Source organism: Shimia gijangensis (assembly GCF_900142085.1).
GTDB lineage: Bacteria > Pseudomonadota > Alphaproteobacteria > Rhodobacterales > Rhodobacteraceae > Shimia > Shimia gijangensis.
The window spans coordinates 95,639-118,467 of sequence record NZ_FQZQ01000005.1; the positions used below are offsets into that span (position 1 = coordinate 95,639).

Sequence of the window (22,829 nt, forward strand, 5' to 3'; positions counted from 1 at the left end):
GACGCTTACTCCAAAACCATATCTGGCGCGCCCAACAGCGCCCGATCCGGCGTCACTCCAAGCCCCGCCCCTTCGGGCGGCGCGATCTGGCCGTCGGAACGCACTGGGCAATCCGGTGCAATACGCGGCGCTACATAGGCCGACAAATCGCAGGTGTTCATAAGCCGCGCTGGCGGCGTGCTGGCCGCCAGATGCAATACTGCAGCGGTCGTAATATCCGACCCCCATGTGTCCTCGACACACATCTTAGCACCGAGGTGAAGGCACAGATCACGGGCGATACGGCTGGCAGACAGGCCGCCAAACTTGGACAACTTTATCGCCACCGCATCCATGCAGCCCGCCGCGTGCGCCTCTAACAGGCTGGCGGTGTTATGGGCGTTTTCATCCAGTTTCATCGGCAATCCCGTGGCATCCCGCACCCGCGTGCAATCCGCGATCGTGGCACAGGGTTGTTCCAGCATCACATCCAGATGCGCGACCGCCCGGCCTATGCGGGTGGCGTCCAGCGATGTCGCACCGCAATTCCAGTCTCCGTATACCAAAGGCCCCGGCCCCACGACCTCGCGCACTTTGGTCAGCTGTTCGACATCCGTCTGCCAATCACCTGATGCGCCCAGTTTGACCTGAAACTGGGTGATCCCCTGCGCCTGGGCATCCACAGCGATCCGCGCCATCTCATCCGGCGCGACACAGGTGATCGAATGATAAAGCGGCATGCGACCCGCCTGACGTCCGCCCAACAAGCAATACAAAGGTAGCCCGGCCACCTTGCCCGTGATATCCCACAACGCCATATCCAACGCCGACTTGGCATAGACGTGCCCTTGCAACTGCGCCTCGGCGCGGGCCATCACGGCCTCTGGCCCCACCGGATCCGCGCCCAAGAGAACCGGCGCCATTTCCTGCAACGCCGGCGCCACACCGCGCGAATAGGCTGGCAAATAGTGCGGGATCGGACAGACTTCGCCCCAGCCCGTCACCCCAGTCTCCGTGTCCAGCGCAACAACCACACTTTCCACCGTGTCACAGGTTTTGCCATCCGACATGTAATAGGTCTCGTGGCTGGTCAGCGGCACATGCCACACCGATATGCGGTTGATCTTCATGAATAGAGCGCCACCGGATCGCCCAGCGCATTCTCATCGGGATGCACCCCCAACCCTGGAGCTTCGGGTAAATGCAGATGGCCATCAATGTTGCGCGGCCCCCGTCCACCGGCGATGTCCACGGTCAGCATGTCCTGGCAGGCCCAAACCGCGTGACAGTTGTGATCCGGGATTGTCGCCGCCAGATGCAGCGCCTCGGTGTCGGCCAGAACTGACCCCCCGGTGGCCATTACAAACATGTCGATGCCATGTGCCAGCGCAATGTCGCGCATCCTTGCGGCTTTGGTCAGACCGCCCACACGATTGAGCTTGATGCCAAACACCTCGGCCAATCCATCGCGGGCAATGCGGGCCGCATCCTGCAACGTCACAAGGCTTTCGTCCACCGACACAGGCGCTGCGTGTTTGCCTGCGATCGCGGCAATATCATCCAACGTCTCTCCGGGTTGCTCAAACATCACATTCAGATGCTCGGTTGCACTCATCACCCGCAATGCCTGTTGTCGGGTCCAGCCGCGATTGACATCATAAAGCACAATTTCACCGGGTTTGCGGATGTCCTCGACGTCATGAATACGGGCAATATCACGCTCCACATCGCCGCCAATCTTCACCGAATGCGCCACATAGCCCCGCTGACGATAGCGCTCCATCACCGCGCGGGTTTCCTCCACGGTTTTTGCGCCCACCGACGACGCAATCGGGCGCGGCGTACGCGACCCGCCGCCCATCAGATCGGCAATCGGCACCCCCGCCGCCTGCCCTGCAATATCCCAACAGGCCATATCAATTGGTGATTTGGCATAAAGATGCCCGGGCAGTGCCAAATCCATGGCGCGTTCCACATCCAGCACCCGTCGCGGATCAAGGCCAAGAACAAACGACGCCATCGTCTCAATCCCGGCGCGAATACCGGGGCCATGCGCTGGCACATAAGTATGCCCCCAAGGCGTGCCTTCACCCCAGCCGGTCAGACCTGTGTCGGTCTCGACCTTGACCAGCGTGGCGTCCAGCACTTCGAACTTTAGCCGCCCACCAGACAGCCAATAGGGATGCTCCAGCGGCAGATCGACGTGAAACACAGTGATACGCGTGATTTTCAATGGTCTACCTTTCGTCCTTGGTCAAAACCGGGGGCGTGGCAAACCCGTTGCGCCAGACCACATAAGCCAACACGGGATGTTCAAACGTTTCCATCGCATGTGGCTGGTTCGATCCGTGCTGACAGACATCGCCACTGCGCAGCGTCTCGTCCGCAGCCCCTTTGCGGAAAAACTCGGCCTCGCCCCCCAGCACCAGATACATTTCCTCGCCCGGATGATGATGCCACGGATAATGCAGACCGGGCGGCATATAGACCATCCAGCAAAACATCTGATCGCTGTGAAACGGCGCATCCGGGCCGATCAGACAGTAACAGCCAAACCGATCCAGAAAATCCTGCCCGATGTCCGTGCCTTTATAGGTTTCGCGCCACCTGACATACGGCGCGGCAGCAACCAGCGCCTTGCGAAAATCATCATGGTGATCGGTGAACAATCCGGTTTCAGCCTGAAACAGATCACTGGCCGGAATGTGAAAAGCCGTTGCTTCGGTGGCCCGGATATCATCGGGAAACGGGCAAAACGCGGTCATTTCCGTGCTGGCCTGATGGGCTTTTCGCGCCACATCCAGAAGCGTGTCAAAGATGGGTCTGCTCATGGTGTCACCACTATGTTTCCTGTGTGTTTCTTGGCGATAAACGTGGCCTGAGCCTCGCGCAGATCTTCCAGTGGATAGGTTGCCGCCAATGCCGGGCGGATGTCTCCGGCCTCGATATAGCGCACAAGGTTGGCCATCACCTCAGGGTCAATCACGGTCGAACCTGTGAAGGTCAGATCGCGCAGATAAAACGTGCGCAAATCAAATTCGACCATGGGTCCTGCAATCGCCCCCGAGCAGGTATAGCGCCCGCCACGTTCCAGAATATCAATCAAGTTGGGCCAATACGGCCCACCGACGACGTCCGCCACCACAGTGATTTTTTCTTTGCCCAGCGCGGCGCGCAAATCATCCGGCCCGCGTGGCAGCACCATATCCGCCCCCAATGCCGCCACATCCCCGTGCTTGGCCTCAGACGCCAGCGCAATCACCCGCGCCCCGCGTCGCTTGGCCAGCTGCACCACCGCGCCACCCACACCACCTGAAGCACCAGGCACGAGAACCGTGTCTTTGTCGGTCACTTTGGCACGAGTCAGCATGCCCTCGGCCGTGGAATAGGAACAGGAAAACGTCGCCAGCTCTGCGTCGCTGAGATCCGACTGCACAGCGACCGTATTGCTTGCCCGAATGACAGTGTATTCCGCAAATCCCCCATCACACTCAGAACCGAAATAGCCGGTTTTGTCCTTATTATCAGGGTCACTTTCGTCGCGCAGCCAGTTGTCGGTGATCACGCGCTCCCCGATGCGCACAGGGTCCACCCCGTCGCCCACAGCCACGATATGCCCGCAGACATCTGCGCCTTGAATGCGGGGAAATGTGATTGGGTTGCCGCCCCACGTTGGGTCGTCTTCGCTGACCGTGTCAAAGGCATCGCCCGTGGTCGCGTCTGTCACCGCCTTTGAATACCAGCCCGAGCGCGTGTTCACATCCGTGTTGTTCAAGCCGCAAGCCCCCACCCGGATCAAAACTTCACCTGCTTTGGGGGATGGCCGCGGCCAATCGGCGTGCAATTGCATCTGCTCCAGACCGCCGTGGCCCATCGTGACCATGGCGCGCATTTTCTCTGGCAAGTTCATTCGGTGTCTTCCTTTTCAATATCCGCCCGCGGTCGCAGGCTTTGAGGATCATAAGCAGGCGCGCCCAGAACACGCGCCTTGCGGGGGCTGCCATGAATGACAACCTCAAGGTCCGTGTCCGGCGTGGCGGCCTCTGGTTTCACGTAAGCAAAGGCAAGGATTTTACCGACCGTCGGCCCAAAGGCTACAGACGCCGTGGACCCCACAACCTGACCATCTCGCAAAACCGCCTCTCCGCCATGGCCATCAACCTCGCCATCCGGCTCAATTTCCAGATAGGCGCAGACCCATGGCAGGTCCTTGTTCAGCGCCTTATCACGTCCCAGATAGTCTTTGTCGTCGCGGGCAAACCGCAACACACCCGCCTCGGCCAGCGTAACTTCGTTGGTCAACTCCCCGGCGCCTTTAAAGCCTTTTTCCATCCGCATCACGTTCATCGCAAACGATCCGTATTCTCGAATGCCGTGTGCCTCGCCCGTAGCCCAAAGTGCGGTGTAAACATCCAGACAGGCGGCATTGGGCATATGTAATTCCCAGCCCAGCTCACCCGCGTAAGACATCCTGAACGCCCAGACCTTGTGGCCTGCCACGGTGATTTGCTGGGCTGACAACCAGCGAAAGCCCGCATTGGACAGATCCGCCTCGGTGCAGGACCCCAACACATCCCGCGCCCTTGGGCCATTCAGAGACAAGGCTGACCAATCCGCCGAAAGAGCTGAAATCGTCGCGTCCTCGTTGTCACGCTGATGGGTCAGATGGTCCAACAAACGTTGCTCAAAGAACGCCGCACAAACCAAATAGAACCGATCCTCGGCCATGCGCACGATGGTGGTTTCCAACTCAATCCGCCCGGCCCGGTTCAGCATATGGGTCAGCGTGATGGACCCAACCTTTTGGGGCATGCGATTGGCCGTCAGCCGATCGAGGAGCGCATAGGCATCCGGCCCCGACACTTCGACCTTGGTAAAGGCCGTCACATCCATCAATCCCACAGCCTCGCGCACCGCTTTCACCTCGGCGTTGACCATGTCATGCACGCCGTTGCGGCGAAACGAATACTGATCCTCTTGCGGAACACCATCCCGCGCGAACCAACGCGGACGCTCAAAGCCGTAAACCTCTTCATACACAGCCCCGCGGGCTTTCAGCAGCTCATACAACGGTGATGGCTTAACAGGCCGCCCGGCCAACCGGTTGAAATGCGGAAACGGGATTTCATGGCGCAGACAGTAGTCCTCTTTGGCCTTCACCACCTGCCAGTCCTTGGTGGCATAGCTGCCAAAACGGCGCGGGTCATAGTCGCGCATCGAAATATCCGCCGCCCCATGCACCATCCACCGCGCCAACTCGCGCGTCAGCCCCGGACCCCAGCCAATGCCGATCTGCGTCCCACAGCAACACCAGTAGTTTCGCACACCCGGCGCGGGCCCAATCAGCGGATTGCCATCGGGGGGATGCGAGATCGCGCCATGCACTTCGCGCTGAATACCCAGATCAGCAAAGATCGGCATCCGGTTCAGGCTTTCTTCCAGCCACGGCATAACCCGGTCATAATCTGCATCAAACAGCTCGTTTTCGGCCTCCCAAGGGCAATGATCTTCCCACACTGTGTTGGGGTTCTCTTTCTCGTAAATCCCGATCAGCCCGCGCTTTTGCTCCATCCGGATATAACCCGACACCTTGCGATCATCGCGGATCACCGGCAGTTCTTGGTCCAACACGACAAACTCTGGCACCGGTTCGGTGCCAAAATAATGATGCGTCATCGACGTCATCGGCAATTGCAGCCCCGACCATTCCCCCATTTGCCGCGCATAGGTGCCACCGGCATTGACCACATGTTCGCAAATGATCGTGCCCTGCTCGGTCTCCACCACCCACTCGCCACTATCACCTTGTGTGATATTGGTGGCGCGACAACGGCGAATGATCCTCACCCCCTTGGCCCGCGCCCCTGCAGCCAGCGCCATGGTCACATTGGTGGGGTCGACATGGCCGTCGTCCGGCGTGTGAAGCGCACCCAACACCCCGTCAAGGTTGTAAAACGGGTGCACCTCGGCAATCCGCTCGGGGCCAACCAATTCAATATTGAACCCCAAAGATCGCGTCACTGACATCGTATGGCGCAGCCAGTCCATCTCATCTTCCGTATAGGCCAGCCGGAATGACCCGCAGCCATGCCATGTCACGGCCTGACCGGTCTCGGCCTCAAGCCCACCAGCATAAAGCCCGATGTTGTAGTCCACACATTTGCCAAGACTGAACGAGCTGGTTGAATGGGTGATCTGCCCCGCCGCATGCCATGTCGACCCACTGGTCAACTCGGCCTTTTCCAAGAGAACCGTATCCTCACCCCAACCTTCGTGAGCCAGATGATACGCCAACCCCACGCCCATCACGCCGCCACCAACGATGACAACACGCGCGTGGCATGGAAGGTCTTTTTTGGACATCGAATTCTTCCTGTCGCCCTGAGTCGCAATTCCTCTCGACAGGCTAAGCAATCATTTGCACCATCATCAATCATGAATGACACAAATGTATCAAATACCGTTTTGACCCGCCTCTCCCAAGAATGGGATGACCTGACCCCCGAAGCGCAAAAAGTCGCGCGCTATGTGCTTGAAAACCCGCGTGATGTGGGGGTCAGCACTGTTCGTGAAATTGCCGAGGCGGCACAGGTCAAACCCAACACCGTGGTGCGCATGGCCCGTCAGGTGGGATTCGAAGGCTACGACGATTTTCGCGAACCCTTCCGCGAGGCAATCCGCCGTGGACAGGCGTCTTTCCCCGATCGTGCCCGCTGGCTTCAGGATATTCGCAAACAGGGCGCGTTGGGTGGACTTTATGCGGATATGGTCACCAGCGCCCTGCGCAATATCGAAGAAACCTTTGCAGGCATCGCCGAGGAAGATCTGCGCGCCGCCGCAGAAACCATCTGGGGGTCGCGACGTGTGTTCACGCTGGGGGTCGGGGTCAACAACTCGAACGCCCGCAACTTTACCTATCTGGCCTCAACCGGCATGGTGCAGTTTCACGCCATCCCACGCGCAGGATCGACCCCGATTGATGACATTGCATGGGCGGATGAGCGCGACGTGCTGATCGCCATCACCTGCGCCCCTTACCGTCAAGAGGTTGTTTCAGCGGTACAGGTCGCCAAAGAACAGGGCATGCGCGTGGTCGGCATCTCGGACTCGCTGGCCTCGCCCATCATCCGGGCAGCAGACTATGGATTTGTTGTGGCCGCAGACACGCCGCAATTCTTCCCCTCATCCGTTTCAACCATCGCGCTTTTGGAAACACTGCTCAGCTTCGTCATCGCCTCGGCCTCGCCCGAGATCGTGACCCGTGTCGAAAAATTCCACCAACGCCGCCATCAGCTCGGCATTTACCATGAGGATCCGTCATGAATGCACCTCTGACCCATTCACTGGACGCCCGTTACTACACTGACCCTGCGATTTTCGACAATGAAATGCAGGGGCTTCTATCGCGCACTTGGCAGTTCGCCGGCCATATGTCGCAGATCCCTAACGTGGGCGACTACTTTGCATTTACCATCGCCGACCAAAACCTCTTTGCCATTCGTGGCCGTGACGAGGTGGTGCGCGTCTTTTACAATGTCTGTCAGCACCGCGCCCATGAAATGGTGCAAGGGGCAGGCAACACCCGCGTCGTGGTCTGCCCCTATCACGCCTGGACCTACGAGCTGACCGGCGGCCTGCGCGCGGGGCCAAACATCAAATCGGTGCCGGGGTTTGATAAATCCGAGATTTGCCTGACCGAGGTCCGCGCGGAAGATTTCCACGGCTTCCTGTTTGTGAACCTCGACGATGACGCCGCCCCGATGGATGACTGGTACCCCGGCGTGCGCGCCGAGATCGCGGAATACGTCCCCCACATCCGCGATCTGGCATCGCTGGAATGGGTGGAATGCCCCGAGAAATGCAACTGGAAAGTCTCGGTTGAAAACTACTCGGAATGCTACCACTGCCCGATGAACCACGCGACCTTTGCCGAGGGCGTGGTCAAACCCGAAACCTATGACATTCAACCCGACGCCGGGGGCGGCTATGTGCTGCGCCACATCACTGAATGTCAGCCGGTGGAAAAGATGACCTACCCCATCGACCTCTCGATGCCCCATGCGGGCGACTACCAAAGCTGGTATCTCTGGCCGATGTTCTCGTTTCAATGCTACCCCGGTAATGTGCTGAACACCTATCACTGGCGCGCGGACGACGTCGACAATTGCACCGTCTGGCGCGGCTGATTTACGGTTGACGGCATTGAGGATCAGATGATCCGCGACCTCGCTATTCAGGATCGCGAAACCACCGTGGAAGAAGACATCGTTCTGGTCGAAAGCGTGCAGCGCGGGCTGAAGTCCAAAGGCTACCGTCCCGGTCCCTTGGTGGTTGATCCCAGCTGCGGTGTGAGTTCCGAACACTCGATCCGTACGCTCCAGCAATGGATGCGCGAGGCGGTGGAGACGTAAACAAATCCTTTAGAAAACCGGGGTGAGCATTTTGTACAAACTGGTTATTCCCCCTCAGATTTTTGTACAAACTGGTCATTTTCACCCTTTTTCACAGGAAACGCGCGAATGTTAATGCCCTCTCAATGGCGCCCCGAACACAAGTTGTTCCCGCATCAGGTGGGTTTTACCTGTCCTCCGTTTGACTATGACGCAGCCCCTTCTGATTTCTTACGCATGGCGCCCGAGAGTGTTGGTGTTCATGGCTGGATGCTGCATGCGCCCGACTACAAACACGGGCTTGATCAACGAAAACAGAACTTTGGCATGTTGGACGATTTTGTGCACTGCATGTCCCGCAATGGCGTCGATGTGGCTGGACAGGTGGGATCAAACTGGGTGCATGCCAGCGGTCTGGGCGTCGAGGGCATCCGTGAACACTGCGAAAAACTCTCGGAAAAACAAGGAGTTAAGTTTCATATGGCGGGTTACGCCATGGTCGAAGCCATGCGCGAACTGAACGTTGAAAAGGTGGCGTTGAACGCCGCTTACCACTGGCCCGCATGGTGGCAGGGCACGGTTGGGTTCCTGCGCGAGGCCGGGTTTGACGTGCTCTGGGCGGGCAACTTTCACGATCAGGGATGGTTTGCGGATCAGGACGCGGTAAACGATTGCCGCTGGGTGTTCGACGGTGATCTTGCCATGAAATCATTCACTTATGTCGCTGAGCAAGCGCCAAATGCCGACGCCTACCTGATCAATGGCATGTGCAATTTCCGCTCTGGCCCGGGTGGTCAGCCGCAACGCCCCCTGCACTTGACCCGCACTCTCGAGGCCGCGCTGGGCAAGCCTGTCATCGGCCATGACACCGCGCTTTACTGGCGTATTTTCAAGAGTTTGGGGCTTGGCCCAGCGACCCCGCAAGGACAGCTTCTAGAAAGTCTCAATGCATAAAATCGTCGCCCTTTGGGCTGTCCCCCGTTCGACCTCTACCGCGTTTGAGCGGATGATGCGCCAGCGCGGCGACATGGACTGCCTGCACGAACCCTTTGGCGAGGCATGGTATCAGGGTGAAGATCCCATGTGGCATCGGTTTGGCCCTGGAGAGGTGACAACCCCGGGTCTGACGCTGGATACGGTCTGGCAGGACATCCAGCGTCGCGCCGCAGGTGGACCGGTCTTCGTTAAGGATTTTCCACATTATATCAACCACATGTGGACGCCTGCGTTCCTTGTGCATTTCACCCACGCCTGTCTGATCCGCGATCCCGCGCTGACCATCACGTCGATGTACGCCAAGTGGCCGGATTTTCACGAAGGCGAGGTCGGATTTCCCGAACAGCGCGCTTTGTTCGATCTGCTTTGGGCACTGAACGGCTCGCCTCCGCTGGTGATCGACAGCGGTGACCTTCTGGAAAACCCACACGAAATCACACAGGCTTTTTGCAATTCGGTCGAAATTCCCTTTATCCCAGAGGCGCTTACCTGGGAACCCGGCGGCGACCCTTCGGCGCACAGCTGGTGGGATGGTGGATCGTTTCACGGCAACCTTGCGAAATCCACCGGCCTCACTCCGCAAAAACGCAAATATGTCGAATTATCCGAAATGCCGGACCGTGTACGCCAGGTATACCGGCGCATGAAACCGCATTATGATCACCTCTACGCACATCGCATCACCCTGTAGTACAAGGAAAACACCCATGGCTGACCTCTTTGATGAAGACCTGTTCCTGAAGGGGCTCGCGCAACGCAAGGGCACGCTGGGTGCGGAATATGTCGAGAAAAACCTCGCTGCTGCTGATGATTTCACCCGCCCCTTTCAAGAGGCCATGACGGCATGGTGCTGGGGCTTTGGCTGGGGGGACGACGTAATCGACGCCAAAACCCGGTCGATGATGAACCTGTCCATGATTGGCGCTCTGGGCAAAATGCACGAATGGGAAATTCACCTCAAGGGCGCTGTGACCAATGGCGTGAGCGAAGAGGAAATTCGCGCCATCATCCATGTCATCGCGATTTATTGTGGTGTGCCCCAAGGGGTTGAGTGTTTTCGTGTCGCCCGCAGGGTGCTTGAAAAAGACTAAGTCAAAGCGCCGAGGACAGGCGGATCTGGCTTTGCGTTTCCGCCACCTCGGGCAAGGCCCGGATTTGATCCAGAATACCGTCCAGCCGCTTTAGGGACGACGTGCGCAGTTCGACGACAATGTCGAAATTGCCGCTTAAAGTGTGGATGTCTTTGATCGCATCGATGCGTCGCAAGGCTGCCAGGGTCACCCGACCGTCATCCGCCTTTAACCGGATCAGCGTCAGCGCGCTGATCTGGTGATCCTCTTCGGACTGACCCAATTCCACGGTGAAGCGATTGATAACTTTGGTGTGCAACAGCTTGTCGATCCGGTTCTGAATCGTGCCGCGTGACACTCCAAGCGCCTGCGCAAGGTCGGTGACCGAGGCACGCGCATCTTTTGTCAACAAATGCAGTAGCTTGTGGTCCAGATCATCCATTCTAGCCTCCTCATAGACCCTGCCTAAATGACATAAATTTCCCTTTTTGCAATAAGAATTGGCATTCTGCTTGACGCAGCGAACGTGGAGACTGGCCCAAACAGCCACGCCGCGAGCACAAAGGATTGCCACATGCCGCTTACTGATCTCATGCCGACCCATTCCGACATTCTGACCGCCTGCGGTCTTTCCGAAGCGACCACCTCTGCCGGGTCGCTCAACGTCTACACCCCGGTCGATGGCAGCCTGATTGCCAGCCTTGCGACGCACAGTGTGGCGGACGCCGAGGCACAGATTGCGGCCGCGAAAGAAGCGTTCAAGTCCTGGCGTCTGGTACCGGCGCCGCGTCGGGGTGAGCTGGTGCGCCTGTTGGGCGAAGAACTGCGCCGGGAAAAGGAAAACCTTGGCCGTCTGGTGACGCTGGAATGCGGTAAGATCTATCAGGAAGGTCTGGGCGAAGTTCAGGAAATGATCGACATTTGTGACTTTGCCGTGGGTCTCTCCCGGCAGCTTTATGGTCTGACCATTGCCTCGGAACGCCCCGGCCACGCGATGCGCGAAACCTGGCATCCGATGGGCACATGTGGCGTGATCACGGCGTTCAACTTTCCGGTCGCGCCCTGGTGCTGGAACGCAGCACTTGCCTTGGTGTGCGGCGATCCGGTGATCTGGAAACCGTCCGAGAAAACCCCGCTGACCGCCCTGGCGGTGCAGGTGATTTGTGAACGCGTGATGGCAGACTTTGGTGACGACGCCCCGGCGGGCCTGATCCAAACCCTTGTTGGTGAACGGGAATTGGGCGAGGCGCTGACCGCCTCCAAAGACGTCGCACTGATTTCCGCGACCGGGTCTGTGCCGATGGGCCAGGCCGTGGCGCGGGACATGTCGACCCGTCTGGGCCGCACCATTCTGGAGCTGGGTGGCAACAACGCGATGATCGTGGCGCCCTCGGCCGATCTGGAAATGGCCCTGCGCGCGATCGTGTTCTCGGCCGTCGGCACCGCCGGTCAACGCTGTACCACCCTGCGCCGTCTGATCGTGCACGAAGACATCTATGATGCGCTGATCCCGCGCCTGGTCAAAGCCTATCAGGGCCTGCCGATTGGTGACCCCTTGGTGGACGGCTCTCTGGTTGGACCGCTGATCGATACCGAAGCCATGACCGCGATGGCACGCGCGCTGGAGCAGGCCAAAACCGAAGGCGGCACCGTGCACGGCGGTGGTCAGGCGCTTGGCGATGATTTCCCGAATGCGGCCTATGTACACCCTTCGATTGTCGAGATGCCCACCCAAAGCGCGATCATGCATCACGAGACCTTTGCCCCAATCCTCTACGTGGTGAAATACAAAGACCTCGACGAGGCGATTGCCTTGCAAAACGATGTGCCCCAAGGCCTGTCGTCCTGCATCTTTTCCACCGATGTACGCGAAACCGAAACCTTCCTGTCGGCGGCCGGATCAGACTGTGGCATTGCCAACGTCAACATCGGCCCATCAGGTGCAGAAATTGGTGGCGCATTTGGCGGCGAGAAAGAAACCGGTGGCGGACGCGAAAGCGGCTCGGACGCCTGGAAAGCCTACATGCGCCGCCAAACCAACACCATCAACTACTCCCGCGAACTCCCCCTCGCGCAGGGCATCAAGTTCGATATCTGAGGACAGAACATGAAAAACATTGCTGTACTCGGCCTGGGCAAGGTCGGCACGCTGGCGGCGGAATTGTTGCACGCGTCTGGATTCACCGTCACGGGCATTGATCTGGTTGCCCCAAAAGGCGACATGCCATTCACCGTCAAATCCATCGACCTTGGCGATGCATCTGGAATTGCACAGGAATTTGCGGCACAGGACGCGGTCTTGTCCTGCCTGCCCTACCACCTGAACGCACGTCTGGCCGAGGTCGCGCATCAGGCTGGCATTCACTATTTCGATCTGACCGAAGATGTACCCACCACCAACCGCATCATTGAACTTAGTAAAACCGCCAAGGGTCTGATGGCGCCGCAATGTGGGCTTGCGCCGGGGTTCATCGGCATTGTTGGTGCCTCGCTGATCGAAGAGTTTGACGACTGCCGCAGTTGTAAGATGCGGGTCGGCGCCCTGCCTCAGCACCCGACGGGCCTTATGGGCTATTCGTTCAACTGGTCGCCCGAGGGCGTGGTCAATGAATACCTCAATGATTGCGAGGTGATCGAAGAAGGCGCGCGCAAGATGGTTTCGGCCATGGAATGGTTCGAGGACGTCTACATTGATGGCATGAAGCTTGAGGCCTTTACCACGTCTGGCGGCCTTGGCACGATGTGCGACACCTATGCCGGGCGCGTGGCCAATATGGATTACAAAACCATGCGGTATCCGGGCCATGGCAAGATGATGAATTTCTTCTTCCACGAGCTGTTGATGCGCGAACGTCGCAAGGAAGCAGGTGAGATCTTGGTCAACGCCAAGCCGCCGGTAAATGACGATATCGTCTATGTCCACGCGGCAGCCGAAGGCACCATCAATGGCCAGATGCGCCGCAACGAGTTTGTCCGCGGTTATCGCCCGATTGATGTGGCAGGCAAACAGCGCACGGCCATCGCGTGGACAACCGCCGGATCGGTTGTCGCCATTATCGAAATGGTGCGGGATGGCACCCTGCCGAACCAAGGCTTCCTGAAACAGGAAGACATTCCGCTGGACGCATTTTTGGCAACCACGACCGGATCGCTCTACGCCGGGTAATCCCACCGCAAAAGAAAAGCCCCGCTTAGGCGGGGCTTTTTCATCGATACCCTGGACTGTTCAGATGCAGCGCCCGCCGTCCACTTCCATGCAAACACCCGTGACCATCGAGGCCTCGTCCGAGCATAGATAACAGGCCGCTGCCCCCATGTCCTCGGGCGTCGAAAACCGCCCTAAGGGAATGGTCGACAGGAATTTGGCACGAACTTCCGGGGTGTCTTCGCCCATAAAGGATTTAAGCAATGGCGTCTCGCCCGCCACCGGGTTGATCGCGTTCACGCGCACGCCAAAGGGTGCAAGTTCGACCGCCATGCCGCGTGTTGCGGTGATCGCCCAGCCCTTGGACGCATTGTACCATGTGAGGTTTGGCCGTGGGCTGACCCCTCCGGTGGATGCCACATTCAGGATGGCACCTTGGCCCGCCTTTTTCATTGCTGGCACAAAATGGCGCGCTGCGAGGAAAATGGCGCGCGCATTGACCGAAATGATGCGATCAAATTCGTCATCTGTCACCTCGTCCAACGGTTTGGGAAGATGGGTCACCCCGGCGTTGTTGACCAGAATATCCAGCGTTCCGAACTTTTGATCGATCACTTTGGCCATGGCTTGCACCGAGGCATTGTCCGCCACATTGACCGCCAGCGGCACAGCGGCCTCGCCGAGTTCGTGCGCCAGTTCCTCGGCCAGTTCAATATTCAGATCGGCGATCAGCACCTGTGCGCCTTCGGCCACGAACTTGCGCGCAATGCCTGCGCCAAACCCTGACGCGCCCCCAGTGACAATTGCTGTTTTACCTTGAAGTCTCATAGCCTTACCTCATCCATGCCATGCTGCGACGGTCTTGACCGTCGAAAATCCATAAAGCGCTTCGAACCCTTTTTCGCGGCCGTGGCCCGATTTCCCAACCCCACCAAAGGGCAATTCCACACCGCCTGCTGCGCCATAATTGTTCAGGAACACTTGGCCTGCATGCAGACGTTTGGCCAAGCGCATCTGGCGCCCGCCGTCTGCCGACCAGACCGAGGCCACCAGCCCGAATTCCGTGCCGTTGGCGATGCGGACAGCATCTTCTTCGTCATCAAAGGGAATGATCACTTGAACTGGTCCAAAAATCTCCTGCTGGGCCAATGCGTGATCCGCGTCGACCGGTGCCAACAGAGTTGGCGCCACATAGGCGCCCGCCTGTGGGAGATCGTCAGGCAGGCGAGCCTGTCCGGCTATCTTAAGGTCGTTTGCGCGGCTTAGAAAACCGTTCACAATGTCCTTTTGACGGGACGACACCAAAGGCCCAACGTCCATGTCAGACATCGCCGGACCAACCCGCAGCGCCCGGTACTTTTCCGCCATCCGGTCACGGACCTCGTCAAACACACCGCGCTGAACGAGGATGCGCGACGAGGCAGAACAGGTCTGCCCAGCATTCTGGATACCTGCGTTCACGAGGAACGGCAGAGCGCGATCAATGTCGGCGTCATTAAACACCAATTGAGGCGATTTCCCTCCCAGTTCCAACGTCACGGGGATGACATTTCGCGCCGCCGCAGTTTGCACAAGGCTGCCGGTGTTGACCGATCCTGTGAACGAAATGTGATGCACGCCGGGATGTGCGGTCAACGCGGCCCCAGCCTCTTCCCCAAGACCCGGAACCACATTCAACGCTCCCCTGGGCAGGCCGGCTTCAAGCGCGATGGCGGCAAAAGCCAATGCGGTCAGGCAAGCCTCTTCAGCGGGTTTCAGCACAGCTGCATTGCCCATTGCCAAAGCTGCGCCAACCGAGCGGCCAATGATCTGCATCGGATAATTCCAGGGCACGATATGCCCGGTCACCCCATGGGGTTCCCGCAAGGTATAGACGGTGTAGCCATCCTGAAACGGGATCGTTTCACCATGTACTTTGTCAGCGGCGCCTCCGTAGAATTCCATATACCGCGCAAGGGCGATTACGTCGTTGCGCGCCTGCGTCAAAGGCTTGCCCACATCGCGGGTTTCGATCCGGGCGAGTTCTTCTGTGCGTTCGAGGACCAGTTGACCTATTCGGGTTAAGACGCGCCCGCGATCTACCGCTGTCATACGTCCCCATTCTCCGTCCAGCGCAGATTGGGCGGCCTTTACGGCGGTATCGATGTCACCGTCGGTGCCACGAGCGACCTGGCACAGATGCCCCCCGTCCGACGGATCGACCAGATCAATGCGCGCGCCCCCTATGGGAGCGCGCCACTCACCGTCAATCAGGCAGCAATCCGAAGGGTACCAAAGATCGTCTTTCAGGGTCATGTCACTTGCCTTGTTCAGGCCACGTCCGGCAATTGCGGCGCAGCATCAATGAGTGTTTTTGTGTAAGCGTGTTGCGGGTTTTCAAACACGTCTTCGGTGGCCCCGCGTTCCACGACCTTGCCGGATTTCATCACCAAAACCCGGTCTGTGATGGCGCGTACCACCGAAAGATCGTGTGAGATGAACAAATAGGTCAGGCCAAAACGATCCGAGAGGTCCGACAACAGGTCCAGCACCTGCGCACGCACAGAGACATCCAACGCCGAGACCGCTTCATCGAGAATAATCAACTCGGGTCGGATAATCAGAGCGCGAGCAATGGCAATGCGTTGACGCTGGCCACCCGAAAACTCGTGAATGTATTTTTCGGCAGCACTTGCGGGCATATCGACGCTTTCCAGCGCTTCGGCAATAGCACGATCGCGGTCTGCACCAGTGGGCGACGAAGGCAACAGATGGTAAGGTTCGGTGATCAGTCGAGACACCTTGTGACGCGGATTGAACGACCCATAAGGGTCCTGAAACACCACCTGCATCTTGCGTCGGATGTCGGGCACCACGAGGCCGTTTTTCACAACCGGGTCGCCGTCAAACAGAATGTCGCCGCTTTGCACAGGTTCCAGCCCCAAAAGCGCGCGTGTGAGAGTGGATTTTCCGCAACCGCTTTCGCCGACAAGCCCAAGGCTTTCACCCCGGTTGATGACAAAACTCACATCGTTCACAGCACGAAAATACCCCGGAGCGGCGAACAGTTTTGTGCGTGGGAGAGTGTAGTCCCGTATGACATTGCGCACTTCCAACAACGGGTCCGCACCGCGTTCATCCGCATAATCCCGATCCGGTATGTGGCTCGAGGCTTCAAACAAGGCCTTGGTGTAGGGATGCTGCATATCACGATAGAGCGTTGCGGCGGGCCCTTGTTCGACAACCACACCGTTCTGCATGATGACCATATCGTCGGCCATATCCGACACCACCGCCAGATCATGAGTGATCAGAATAAGCCCCATGTCATCTTCTTGGATAAGGCGTTTTAGAAGCCGCAAAATCTGTGCCTGCGTGGTCACATCCAAAGCCGTGGTTGGCTCGTCCGCGATCAAAAGCTTTGGTTTCAGCGCAATCGCCATAGCAATCACTACCCGCTGACGTTGCCCTCCAGACAGCTCATGCGGATAACGCGACATCGGAAAACGGTCTTCGGGCAAACCAACCCGATTGAGGGTTTCCCGTGCAATGCGCAGCGCTTCGGGTTTTGAGGCGGCTTTGTGGATCAACAAAGTTTCGGCCACTTGAGCGCCGATGGTTTTGACCGGATTGAGCGCAGTCATAGGCTCCTGAAACACCATACCGATGTCTTTTCCCCGCAACCTGTTCATCTGACCTTCGTGAAGATCCAAGAGGTTCTGCCCTTCAAGCAGGATTGTGCCGGAACAGTCGGTGCCATTGGGCAAAAGCTGCATCACGGCGTTGGCGGTCATGGACTTGCCTGACCCGGACTCTCCGATCACACCCAACACTTTGCCCGCCTCAACTGACATCGACACATCCCGAAGGATATCAATGCCGTGGATCGACAGGTTGAGGTTTTCAATCGAAAGCAACGCCATCACCGTTCCCTCCGAATTTTGGGATCAAGAATATCGCGCAACCCATCCCCCATGAGGTTTAACCCCAATACGGTGAACACAATGGCAAGGCCCGGAAACAGGGCCAGATGCGGCGCAAAACTGATCATAGTCTGGCTTTCGGCCAGCATCCGTCCCCAGCTTGGGATCGGCGGCTGTGCGCCAAGGCCGACATAGCTGAGGCCAGCTTCAGCCAAGATGCCCAGCGAAAACTGAATGGTGCCCTGCACGATCAGAAGGTTGAGGATATTGGGCAGGATATGTTCGTAAGAAATTCGCACCGCTCCCTTGCCCGCCACACGTGCCGACAAAACAAAATCACGGGTCCACAGGCTGAGCGCGGCACCGCGTGACAAGCGTGCGAAAACAGGGATGTTAAAGATGCCAATGGCCAGAATGGCGTTGACTGCACCGGGACCAAACACCGCCGTGATCATGATGGCGATCAGCAGAGCCGGAAAGGCAAACACCAGATCATTGCCGCGCATGATCAGCTCGTCCATGAAACTGCCGGGGCGCACAGCCGCAGCCAGCCCCAATGGCACACCAAGCCCCATGCCAATGCCAACGGCCACAACAGCCACTGCAATCGATGTGCGTGCGCCCACAAGGATCATTGAGAATACATCGCGACCAAAGTGATCCGTGCCCATCAGATGCGGCAGGCCGGGTGCCTTTAACTTGTTGGGAATATCAAGGCTGGCCACATCAAACGGTGTCCAGACCAGCGAGATCAGCGCTCCGCCAAAAAAAACCACGATAATGAAAAGGCCCAGCGTCAGGTTCAGCGAACTCGTGATTGTACGCAGGAGAGACGGCTTGCGGGGGGGGGCTGTGGTCAGGCTCATCACTGTCTCCCTCGAAGGCGTGGATCCACCAGCGCATAGGTAAGATCGACAAAGAAGTTCACCAGCACCACCGCAAAGACCAACAACATCACCACACTTTCCACCACGATCAGATCACGCTGAGAAATGCTTTGGAAAATCAGGCGGCCAAGCCCTGGCAGGTAAAACACGTTTTCAATGATGATGGCCCCTGCCAGCATGAACGAGAACTGCAAACCAATGATGGTCAGCACCGGGATCAACGCGTTGCGCAGCGCATGACGACGCAAGGCTTTGGCCTTGGACAGGCCTTTGGCGCGTGCAGTGCGGACAAAATCTTCGGACAACGTATCCAGCAGGGAGGTCCGCATGACGCGCGCAAGGATCGAGGCTTGCGGCAGGGCCAAAGCAATTGCAGGCAACGTCAAAGCCTTGAGGCCCGCGAAAACACCTTCGTCCCAACCGGGGAAGCCGCCAGAAGCAAACCAACGCAGATTGATCGCAAAGATCAAAACAAGGATCATCGCAAACCAGAAATTCGGGATAGCGACACCCAGCTGAGTGGCGCCCATGACCGACATATCGGTGACCGATCCACGGCGCGACGCCGCAATGATACCAATGGGGAAAGCAATAGCGGTCGAGAGAGTCAGCGCTATCAATGCCAGCGGCAAGGAAACCCAAATCCGATCACCAATCAACTCGTTGACCGGGGAACGATAAGTGTAGGACGTGCCGAAATCGCCCACCATCATGCCGCTCAACCAATTCCAGTAACGTTCAAGCTTGGAGGCGTTCAGGCCAAGTTCCTCGCGCAGGGCGGCAATCGTGTCTTCCTGAGCATTGATGCCCAGCATGTATGTGGCCGGATCGCCCGGGACGATCTCGATCACCACGAAGATGACGATACTTGCCACCAGCAGACTGATCAGCAGCGACAGAAACCGCTTGAGACTATAGCGCAGCATGATGGTTGAACCGTTCCCCGTGGTGGAGGCCCCCGAACGTGTTCGGAGACCTGTTTGTTAATGTGGCCAGGTCACTCGGCCCAGGACACGCCGGTCAGGTCAGTGGCTTGTGTTGGTGCATTGACCCAAAGGCCCTGCAGCTTGGCATTGGCCACGCCAGTTGCCGCCAATTGGAAGAGGTACCCGTTGACGTAATCCTCGGAGATCATCGTCTGCGCCTTGTGCAGCAGTTCCGTCCGCTTATCAGCCTTGGCTTCTGCATTCAGTTCAGTGATCAGAGCCTGGAACTCGGGGTTGTCATATTGGAAGTAGTAATCGGGGCGCGCATAGATGCCGATATCCATTGGCTCGGTATGCGAAACGATGGTCAGGCCAAAATCTTTGCCACGGAACACTTGCTCCAGCCATTGTGCCCACTCGAGATTGGAAATCTCGACGTTGATGCCAACTTCGCGCAATTGTGCCGCGATAATCTCGCCACCGCGACGGGCATACGAGGGGGGTGGCAGTTTTAACGTGGTGGTAAAGCCATCTGCAAGGCCAGCTTCCGCCAGCAAGGATTTGGACATTTCCGGATCGTAGGCCGAGTTCCCTGTCAGATCGAGGTAAGCCGGGTTGTGCGGCGCAAAATGTGTGCCGATGGGTGTGCCAAAGCCAAACATGGCACCGTCAATGATCGCCTTGCGGTCGATCGCGTGGGCAATTGCTTTGCGCACACGCACGTCATCCAGCGGCGGCAGTTTGTTGTTTGTCGAAAGGATGGTTTCGCCTTCGGTCGAGCCGACGAGCACCTGAAAACGCGGATCAGCATCAAACTGAGCGAGGTTTTCTGGCGCCGGGAACACAGGGAACACATCCACATCTTCGGACATCACGGCGGCGAAAGCGGCGGTTGGATCCGAGATAAAGCGGAAGGTGACCTTGTCCAACGCGACTTGATCGCCCCACGAGTAATCAGGCGTACGCTCAAGTTCTATGCGGTCCCCCTTGACCCACTCAACAAACCGGAACGGACCTGTGCCGATTGGTTTTTCCTTGATGGTGTCGATGGACTCCGGGCTCACTATCACCGCGTCACCCCAGGCCAGATTGAACAAGAGTGAGCCGTTTGGTTTGGACAGTGTCACAATCACCGAATAGTGATCCCCCGTCTTAACAGAGGCAATGTCGGCAAACAGAGCTTTTTGTGCGTTTGTAGAGTCTTCTGCGCGGGCACGGTCCAGCGAAAAAACCACGTGAGAGGCGTCAAAATCCGTTCCATCATGAAATTTCACGCCGTGGCGCAACTGAAACACATAGGTCAGTCCGTCATCGCTAATGGTCCAGCTTTCCGCGAGACCTGGAATGATCGAGCCGTCCGAGGCAAATCGGGTCAACCCCTGAAACACGTTTGCATAGAGCACCTGATCGATGGCGCCAGCGGCAGCACTTGTCGGATCGAGATGTGGCGGCTCCAGCGCCATGCCAACTGAAATCTCTCCGCTATCCGCCCAAGCGGCGGATACGGAAAGGGCAAGCGCCGAAGCGGCAAATGCGAGTTTAGATGTAAATTTCATCAGTTCCTCCCTGAACTACTATTCTTTTGGCGTCACTCTGGCACAACCAACAGCTGTTCCAGCGATGCGGCCATGACACAAGCAGATGCTACCATGTCGTCTACGTCAATATATTCGTCGGGCTGGTGGGCTAAATCCAGAATACCCGGACCATAGGCTATGCAGTTTTTCAGCTGGCCAATGCGGTCAATGTGTTTTTGATCGTACGTTCCCGGCGACACCACATATTCGGGTGTGATCCCCAGCGTGTCTTCGATTGCCTTGGTGACGGTTTGCACCACGGGTGCGTCTTTGTCAGTCATCGACGGGCGGACTTCGAACATGTCGCGCAGTTCGTAGTCAAAGCCGTCGCGGCGGGCTTTGACCCGTTCAACTGCATCCCGAAACTCTTGTTTGGTTTCCTCCAGATTTTCTTCCCAGAGGACACGGCGGTCCACGACAAGGCGGCAGCTGTCAGGCACACAAGGCGACGGCAACCCACCGTCTTCCTTTGGAATTTCGGTTTGCCCGCCGTGGATCGAATTGAGGTTCATTGTTGCGTTGCGCGCCCCTTCCGGAATGACGGGCGCTTCTGTCAGCCGGTTTTTAAGAACCGGAAACACGCTATCTTCCAGCTCATCAATCACCGCCCCCATATGGCGCACCGCACAATCGCCTAGAAATGGCATCGACCCATGGGCGATGCGCCCCTTGGTTTCCAGTTCAGCCCACCACAGACCACGGTGTCCAAGACAGATACGATCTTTGTGCAAAGGTTCGGGAATAATTACATGCTGAACGCGCTCGGGCGAGAAAAAGCCTTTTTCGGCAAGATAAGCCACCCCACCATAGCCGCCGGATTCTTCATCTGCCGTGCCTGATATCTCGATGGCACCAGCATAATCCGGGTAAACCTCTAAGAACGCCTCGCAAGCAATGATCGAAGTCGCGAGACCGCCTTTCATATCACAGGCACCACGCCCGTAAATGCGCCCGTCGACCAGTGCGCCGCCAAACGGATCATGGGTCCAGCCATGACCGGTCTCGACCACGTCAATATGCGAGTTGAAATGCACACATTGCCCGGTACGTTTGCCTTCACGGCGGGCAACTACATTCCACCGCGGATACTTCGCACTATCGCCCGGTGCACCTTCGGCACGCACCATCTCAATCTCAAACCCTACGACTTTCAACCGGTTAGCCAGATACTCGCAGATCAAACGATAGTTTTCGCCTGGAGGATTTAGGGTCGGGATCCGGATCAGTTCCTGTGTCAGGACAATCAAATCCTCGCGCCGCCGTTCAATGGCTTCATTCAGCTTGGATTCAGGCCTGTGATGTGCTGTCATTTAGATGAACCGCCCCGGTGCATTGATCTTATCTTGTTTTAGTATCCGTTGGCGCGACCCCTTTGGGCAATACCGTAACATTACGGATAGGCGAGCGATGCAGATCGAAGATGAAAAATGGATGCGGGCCTTTCAACATGCGCCCATAGGAATTGTAATCTCGGAACAAAGAATAATTCGGGCCTGCAATCACGAATTTGCCCGCATGTTCGGCTATGATCCGAACGAACTTGAAGGCCAATCCTTTCGTGTTCTCTATACGTCAGACAGCGACTTTGACCGGGTCAGGAATATGGGCCTTAGCGACCTGAAATCTGGCCGCCCTTTTAGCGATGAACGCCTGATGCAACGCAAGAACGGTGACCAATTCTGGTGCCGGGTGCGGGCAGCAACACTGCAGCCAAGCGACCCTCTTGCCGAAATCGTTCTGTCTTTTGCCGAGCTGGACTTGCCCAATCCCGGCGTTCCTCTGAGCCCCCGCGAAAGACAAGTCATTGTCGGGTTGAGCAGCGGGAAAACCAGCAAGGAAATCGCCCGTGCATTGGGATTGTCCCCGCGTACGGTCGATGATGTGCGCACGCGGCTATTGCGAAAATTCGGCGTGAACAACACGATCGAACTGCTGAGCCATGTGGTCGGGCTTTGAT

General features: G+C 57.6%; 20 protein-coding genes and 1 pseudogene. 8 read left to right on the forward strand and 13 right to left on the reverse strand.

Translation table 11 applies throughout. The features are described 5' to 3' along the window. Positions 1-5: 5 nt before the first annotated feature. From BUC32_RS06085 to BUC32_RS06105, 5 genes are read right to left on the reverse strand one after another with little or no spacing between them, the layout of a single operon-like run. Entirely contained in the window at positions 6-1,109 is a 1,104-nt protein-coding gene (locus BUC32_RS06085) for a mandelate racemase/muconate lactonizing enzyme family protein (protein WP_073250704.1), read from the reverse strand. After that, positions 1,106-2,212 (reverse strand): mandelate racemase/muconate lactonizing enzyme family protein, encoded by a 1,107-nt coding sequence (locus tag BUC32_RS06090; RefSeq protein ID WP_073250705.1) that lies wholly within the window; start codon positions 2,210-2,212, stop codon positions 1,106-1,108. The genes BUC32_RS06085 and BUC32_RS06090 overlap by 4 nt, the downstream gene beginning before the upstream one ends. 4 nt (positions 2,213-2,216) lie before the next feature. Continuing rightward, positions 2,217-2,810, reverse strand: coding sequence for a dimethylsulfonioproprionate lyase family protein (locus tag BUC32_RS06095; RefSeq protein ID WP_073250707.1), 594 nt, complete (start codon positions 2,808-2,810; stop codon positions 2,217-2,219). Continuing rightward, the gene (locus BUC32_RS06100; RefSeq protein ID WP_245815137.1) at positions 2,807-3,889 is read right to left on the reverse strand and encodes an alcohol dehydrogenase family protein; all 1,083 of its coding nucleotides are present in this window, start codon (positions 3,887-3,889) and stop codon (positions 2,807-2,809) included. The genes BUC32_RS06095 and BUC32_RS06100 overlap by 4 nt, the downstream gene beginning before the upstream one ends. Then, on the reverse strand, positions 3,886-6,342 hold the full coding sequence (locus tag BUC32_RS06105; protein ID WP_073250709.1) for an FAD-dependent oxidoreductase: 2,457 nt from the start codon (positions 6,340-6,342) through the stop codon (positions 3,886-3,888). The genes BUC32_RS06100 and BUC32_RS06105 overlap by 4 nt, the downstream gene beginning before the upstream one ends. Positions 6,343-6,414: 72 nt before the next feature. Here BUC32_RS06105 and BUC32_RS06110 point away from each other — a divergent pair, with 72 nt between their 5' ends. The 5 genes and pseudogenes from BUC32_RS06110 to BUC32_RS06130 all read left to right on the forward strand — a co-directional run bounded on the left by BUC32_RS06110 (position 6,415) and on the right by BUC32_RS06130 (position 10,456). Continuing rightward, the gene (locus BUC32_RS06110) at positions 6,415-7,302 is read left to right on the forward strand and encodes a MurR/RpiR family transcriptional regulator (protein ID WP_073250711.1); all 888 of its coding nucleotides are present in this window, start codon (positions 6,415-6,417) and stop codon (positions 7,300-7,302) included. Next, positions 7,299-8,390: pseudogene (locus BUC32_RS06115) on the forward strand (aromatic ring-hydroxylating oxygenase subunit alpha). The gene BUC32_RS06110 and the pseudogene BUC32_RS06115 overlap by 4 nt, the downstream one beginning before the upstream one ends. A 108-nt stretch (positions 8,391-8,498) precedes the next feature. Continuing rightward, positions 8,499-9,323, forward strand: coding sequence for an aspartate racemase/maleate isomerase family protein (locus tag BUC32_RS06120; RefSeq protein ID WP_139280651.1), 825 nt, complete (start codon positions 8,499-8,501; stop codon positions 9,321-9,323). After that, positions 9,316-10,056: a sulfotransferase-like domain-containing protein gene (locus BUC32_RS06125; RefSeq protein ID WP_073250714.1), complete on the forward strand. Its 741-nt coding sequence runs from the start codon at positions 9,316-9,318 to the stop codon at positions 10,054-10,056. Before BUC32_RS06120 ends, BUC32_RS06125 begins: the two co-directional genes overlap by 8 nt. Positions 10,057-10,072: 16 nt before the next feature. After that, complete coding sequence (locus BUC32_RS06130; RefSeq protein WP_073250716.1) at positions 10,073-10,456, forward strand: carboxymuconolactone decarboxylase family protein; 384 nt, start codon at positions 10,073-10,075, stop codon at positions 10,454-10,456. A gap of 1 nt (position 10,457) precedes the next feature. On the opposite strand, the gene BUC32_RS06135 is transcribed toward BUC32_RS06130, so the two are convergent. Next, positions 10,458-10,877, reverse strand: coding sequence for an Lrp/AsnC family transcriptional regulator (locus BUC32_RS06135; protein ID WP_073250718.1), 420 nt, complete (start codon positions 10,875-10,877; stop codon positions 10,458-10,460). 132 nt (positions 10,878-11,009) lie between these two features. On the opposite strand from BUC32_RS06135, the gene amaB reads away from it, so the two are divergent. Continuing rightward, entirely contained in the window at positions 11,010-12,533 is a 1,524-nt protein-coding gene (amaB, locus tag BUC32_RS06140; RefSeq protein ID WP_407695242.1) for an L-piperidine-6-carboxylate dehydrogenase, read from the forward strand. A gap of 9 nt (positions 12,534-12,542) precedes the next feature. Further along, positions 12,543-13,601 (forward strand): saccharopine dehydrogenase family protein, encoded by a 1,059-nt coding sequence (locus BUC32_RS06145; protein ID WP_073250722.1) that lies wholly within the window; start codon positions 12,543-12,545, stop codon positions 13,599-13,601. Between the two features lie 60 nt (positions 13,602-13,661). On the opposite strand, the gene BUC32_RS06150 is transcribed toward BUC32_RS06145, so the two are convergent. The 7 genes from BUC32_RS06150 to BUC32_RS06180 all read right to left on the reverse strand — a co-directional run bounded on the left by BUC32_RS06150 (position 13,662) and on the right by BUC32_RS06180 (position 22,182). After that, the gene (locus tag BUC32_RS06150; protein WP_073250724.1) at positions 13,662-14,408 is read right to left on the reverse strand and encodes an SDR family oxidoreductase; all 747 of its coding nucleotides are present in this window, start codon (positions 14,406-14,408) and stop codon (positions 13,662-13,664) included. 9 nt (positions 14,409-14,417) lie between these two features. Then, entirely contained in the window at positions 14,418-15,875 is a 1,458-nt protein-coding gene (locus tag BUC32_RS06155; RefSeq protein ID WP_073250726.1) for an aldehyde dehydrogenase family protein, read from the reverse strand. Positions 15,876-15,889: 14 nt separating this feature from the next. Then, positions 15,890-17,482, reverse strand: a complete 1,593-nt coding sequence (locus BUC32_RS06160) for an ABC transporter ATP-binding protein (protein WP_073250728.1) — start codon at positions 17,480-17,482, stop codon at positions 15,890-15,892. Beyond that, on the reverse strand, positions 17,482-18,348 hold the full coding sequence (locus BUC32_RS06165) for an ABC transporter permease (RefSeq protein WP_073250730.1): 867 nt from the start codon (positions 18,346-18,348) through the stop codon (positions 17,482-17,484). The genes BUC32_RS06160 and BUC32_RS06165 overlap by 1 nt, the downstream gene beginning before the upstream one ends. Then, positions 18,348-19,295, reverse strand: coding sequence for an ABC transporter permease (locus BUC32_RS06170; RefSeq protein ID WP_073250732.1), 948 nt, complete (start codon positions 19,293-19,295; stop codon positions 18,348-18,350). Before BUC32_RS06170 ends, BUC32_RS06165 begins: the two co-directional genes overlap by 1 nt. A gap of 71 nt (positions 19,296-19,366) precedes the next feature. Next, the gene (locus BUC32_RS06175) at positions 19,367-20,851 is read right to left on the reverse strand and encodes an ABC transporter substrate-binding protein (RefSeq protein ID WP_073250734.1); all 1,485 of its coding nucleotides are present in this window, start codon (positions 20,849-20,851) and stop codon (positions 19,367-19,369) included. A 32-nt stretch (positions 20,852-20,883) separates the two neighbouring features. Beyond that, the gene (locus BUC32_RS06180; RefSeq protein ID WP_073250736.1) at positions 20,884-22,182 is read right to left on the reverse strand and encodes an acetylornithine deacetylase/succinyl-diaminopimelate desuccinylase family protein; all 1,299 of its coding nucleotides are present in this window, start codon (positions 22,180-22,182) and stop codon (positions 20,884-20,886) included. A gap of 97 nt (positions 22,183-22,279) precedes the next feature. Here BUC32_RS06180 and BUC32_RS06185 point away from each other — a divergent pair, with 97 nt between their 5' ends. After that, positions 22,280-22,828 carry a helix-turn-helix transcriptional regulator gene (locus BUC32_RS06185; protein ID WP_073250738.1) on the forward strand — a complete coding sequence of 183 codons (549 nt, stop codon included), beginning with the start codon at positions 22,280-22,282 and terminating at the stop codon, positions 22,826-22,828. The last annotated feature ends 1 nt before the right edge of the window (position 22,829 follow it).

Bases quoted from the DNA above. Each gene is read 5' to 3' on its own strand.
- BUC32_RS06085 (WP_073250704.1), bottom strand. From the start codon at position 1,109: ATGAAGATCAACCGCATATCGGTGTGGCATGTGCCGCTGACCAGCCAC.
- BUC32_RS06095 (WP_073250707.1), bottom strand. From the start codon at position 2,810: ATGAGCAGACCCATCTTTGACACGCTTCTGGATGTGGCGCGAAAAGCC.
- BUC32_RS06100 (WP_245815137.1), bottom strand. From the start codon at position 3,889: ATGAACTTGCCAGAGAAAATGCGCGCCATGGTCACGATGGGCCACGGC.
- BUC32_RS06105 (WP_073250709.1), bottom strand. From the start codon at position 6,342: ATGTCCAAAAAAGACCTTCCATGCCACGCGCGTGTTGTCATCGTTGGT.
- BUC32_RS06110 (WP_073250711.1), top strand. From the start codon at position 6,415: ATGAATGACACAAATGTATCAAATACCGTTTTGACCCGCCTCTCCCAA.
- BUC32_RS06120 (WP_139280651.1), top strand. From the start codon at position 8,499: ATGTTAATGCCCTCTCAATGGCGCCCCGAACACAAGTTGTTCCCGCAT.
- BUC32_RS06125 (WP_073250714.1), top strand. From the start codon at position 9,316: ATGCATAAAATCGTCGCCCTTTGGGCTGTCCCCCGTTCGACCTCTACC.
- BUC32_RS06130 (WP_073250716.1), top strand. From the start codon at position 10,073: ATGGCTGACCTCTTTGATGAAGACCTGTTCCTGAAGGGGCTCGCGCAA.
- BUC32_RS06135 (WP_073250718.1), bottom strand. From the start codon at position 10,877: ATGGATGATCTGGACCACAAGCTACTGCATTTGTTGACAAAAGATGCG.
- amaB (WP_407695242.1), top strand. From the start codon at position 11,010: ATGCCGCTTACTGATCTCATGCCGACCCATTCCGACATTCTGACCGCC.
- BUC32_RS06145 (WP_073250722.1), top strand. From the start codon at position 12,543: ATGAAAAACATTGCTGTACTCGGCCTGGGCAAGGTCGGCACGCTGGCG.
- BUC32_RS06150 (WP_073250724.1), bottom strand. From the start codon at position 14,408: ATGAGACTTCAAGGTAAAACAGCAATTGTCACTGGGGGCGCGTCAGGG.
- BUC32_RS06155 (WP_073250726.1), bottom strand. From the start codon at position 15,875: ATGACCCTGAAAGACGATCTTTGGTACCCTTCGGATTGCTGCCTGATT.
- BUC32_RS06160 (WP_073250728.1), bottom strand. From the start codon at position 17,482: ATGGCGTTGCTTTCGATTGAAAACCTCAACCTGTCGATCCACGGCATT.
- BUC32_RS06165 (WP_073250730.1), bottom strand. From the start codon at position 18,348: ATGAGCCTGACCACAGCCCCCCCCCGCAAGCCGTCTCTCCTGCGTACA.
- BUC32_RS06170 (WP_073250732.1), bottom strand. From the start codon at position 19,295: ATGCTGCGCTATAGTCTCAAGCGGTTTCTGTCGCTGCTGATCAGTCTG.
- BUC32_RS06175 (WP_073250734.1), bottom strand. From the start codon at position 20,851: ATGAAATTTACATCTAAACTCGCATTTGCCGCTTCGGCGCTTGCCCTT.
- BUC32_RS06180 (WP_073250736.1), bottom strand. From the start codon at position 22,182: ATGACAGCACATCACAGGCCTGAATCCAAGCTGAATGAAGCCATTGAA.
- BUC32_RS06185 (WP_073250738.1), top strand. From the start codon at position 22,280: ATGCAGATCGAAGATGAAAAATGGATGCGGGCCTTTCAACATGCGCCC.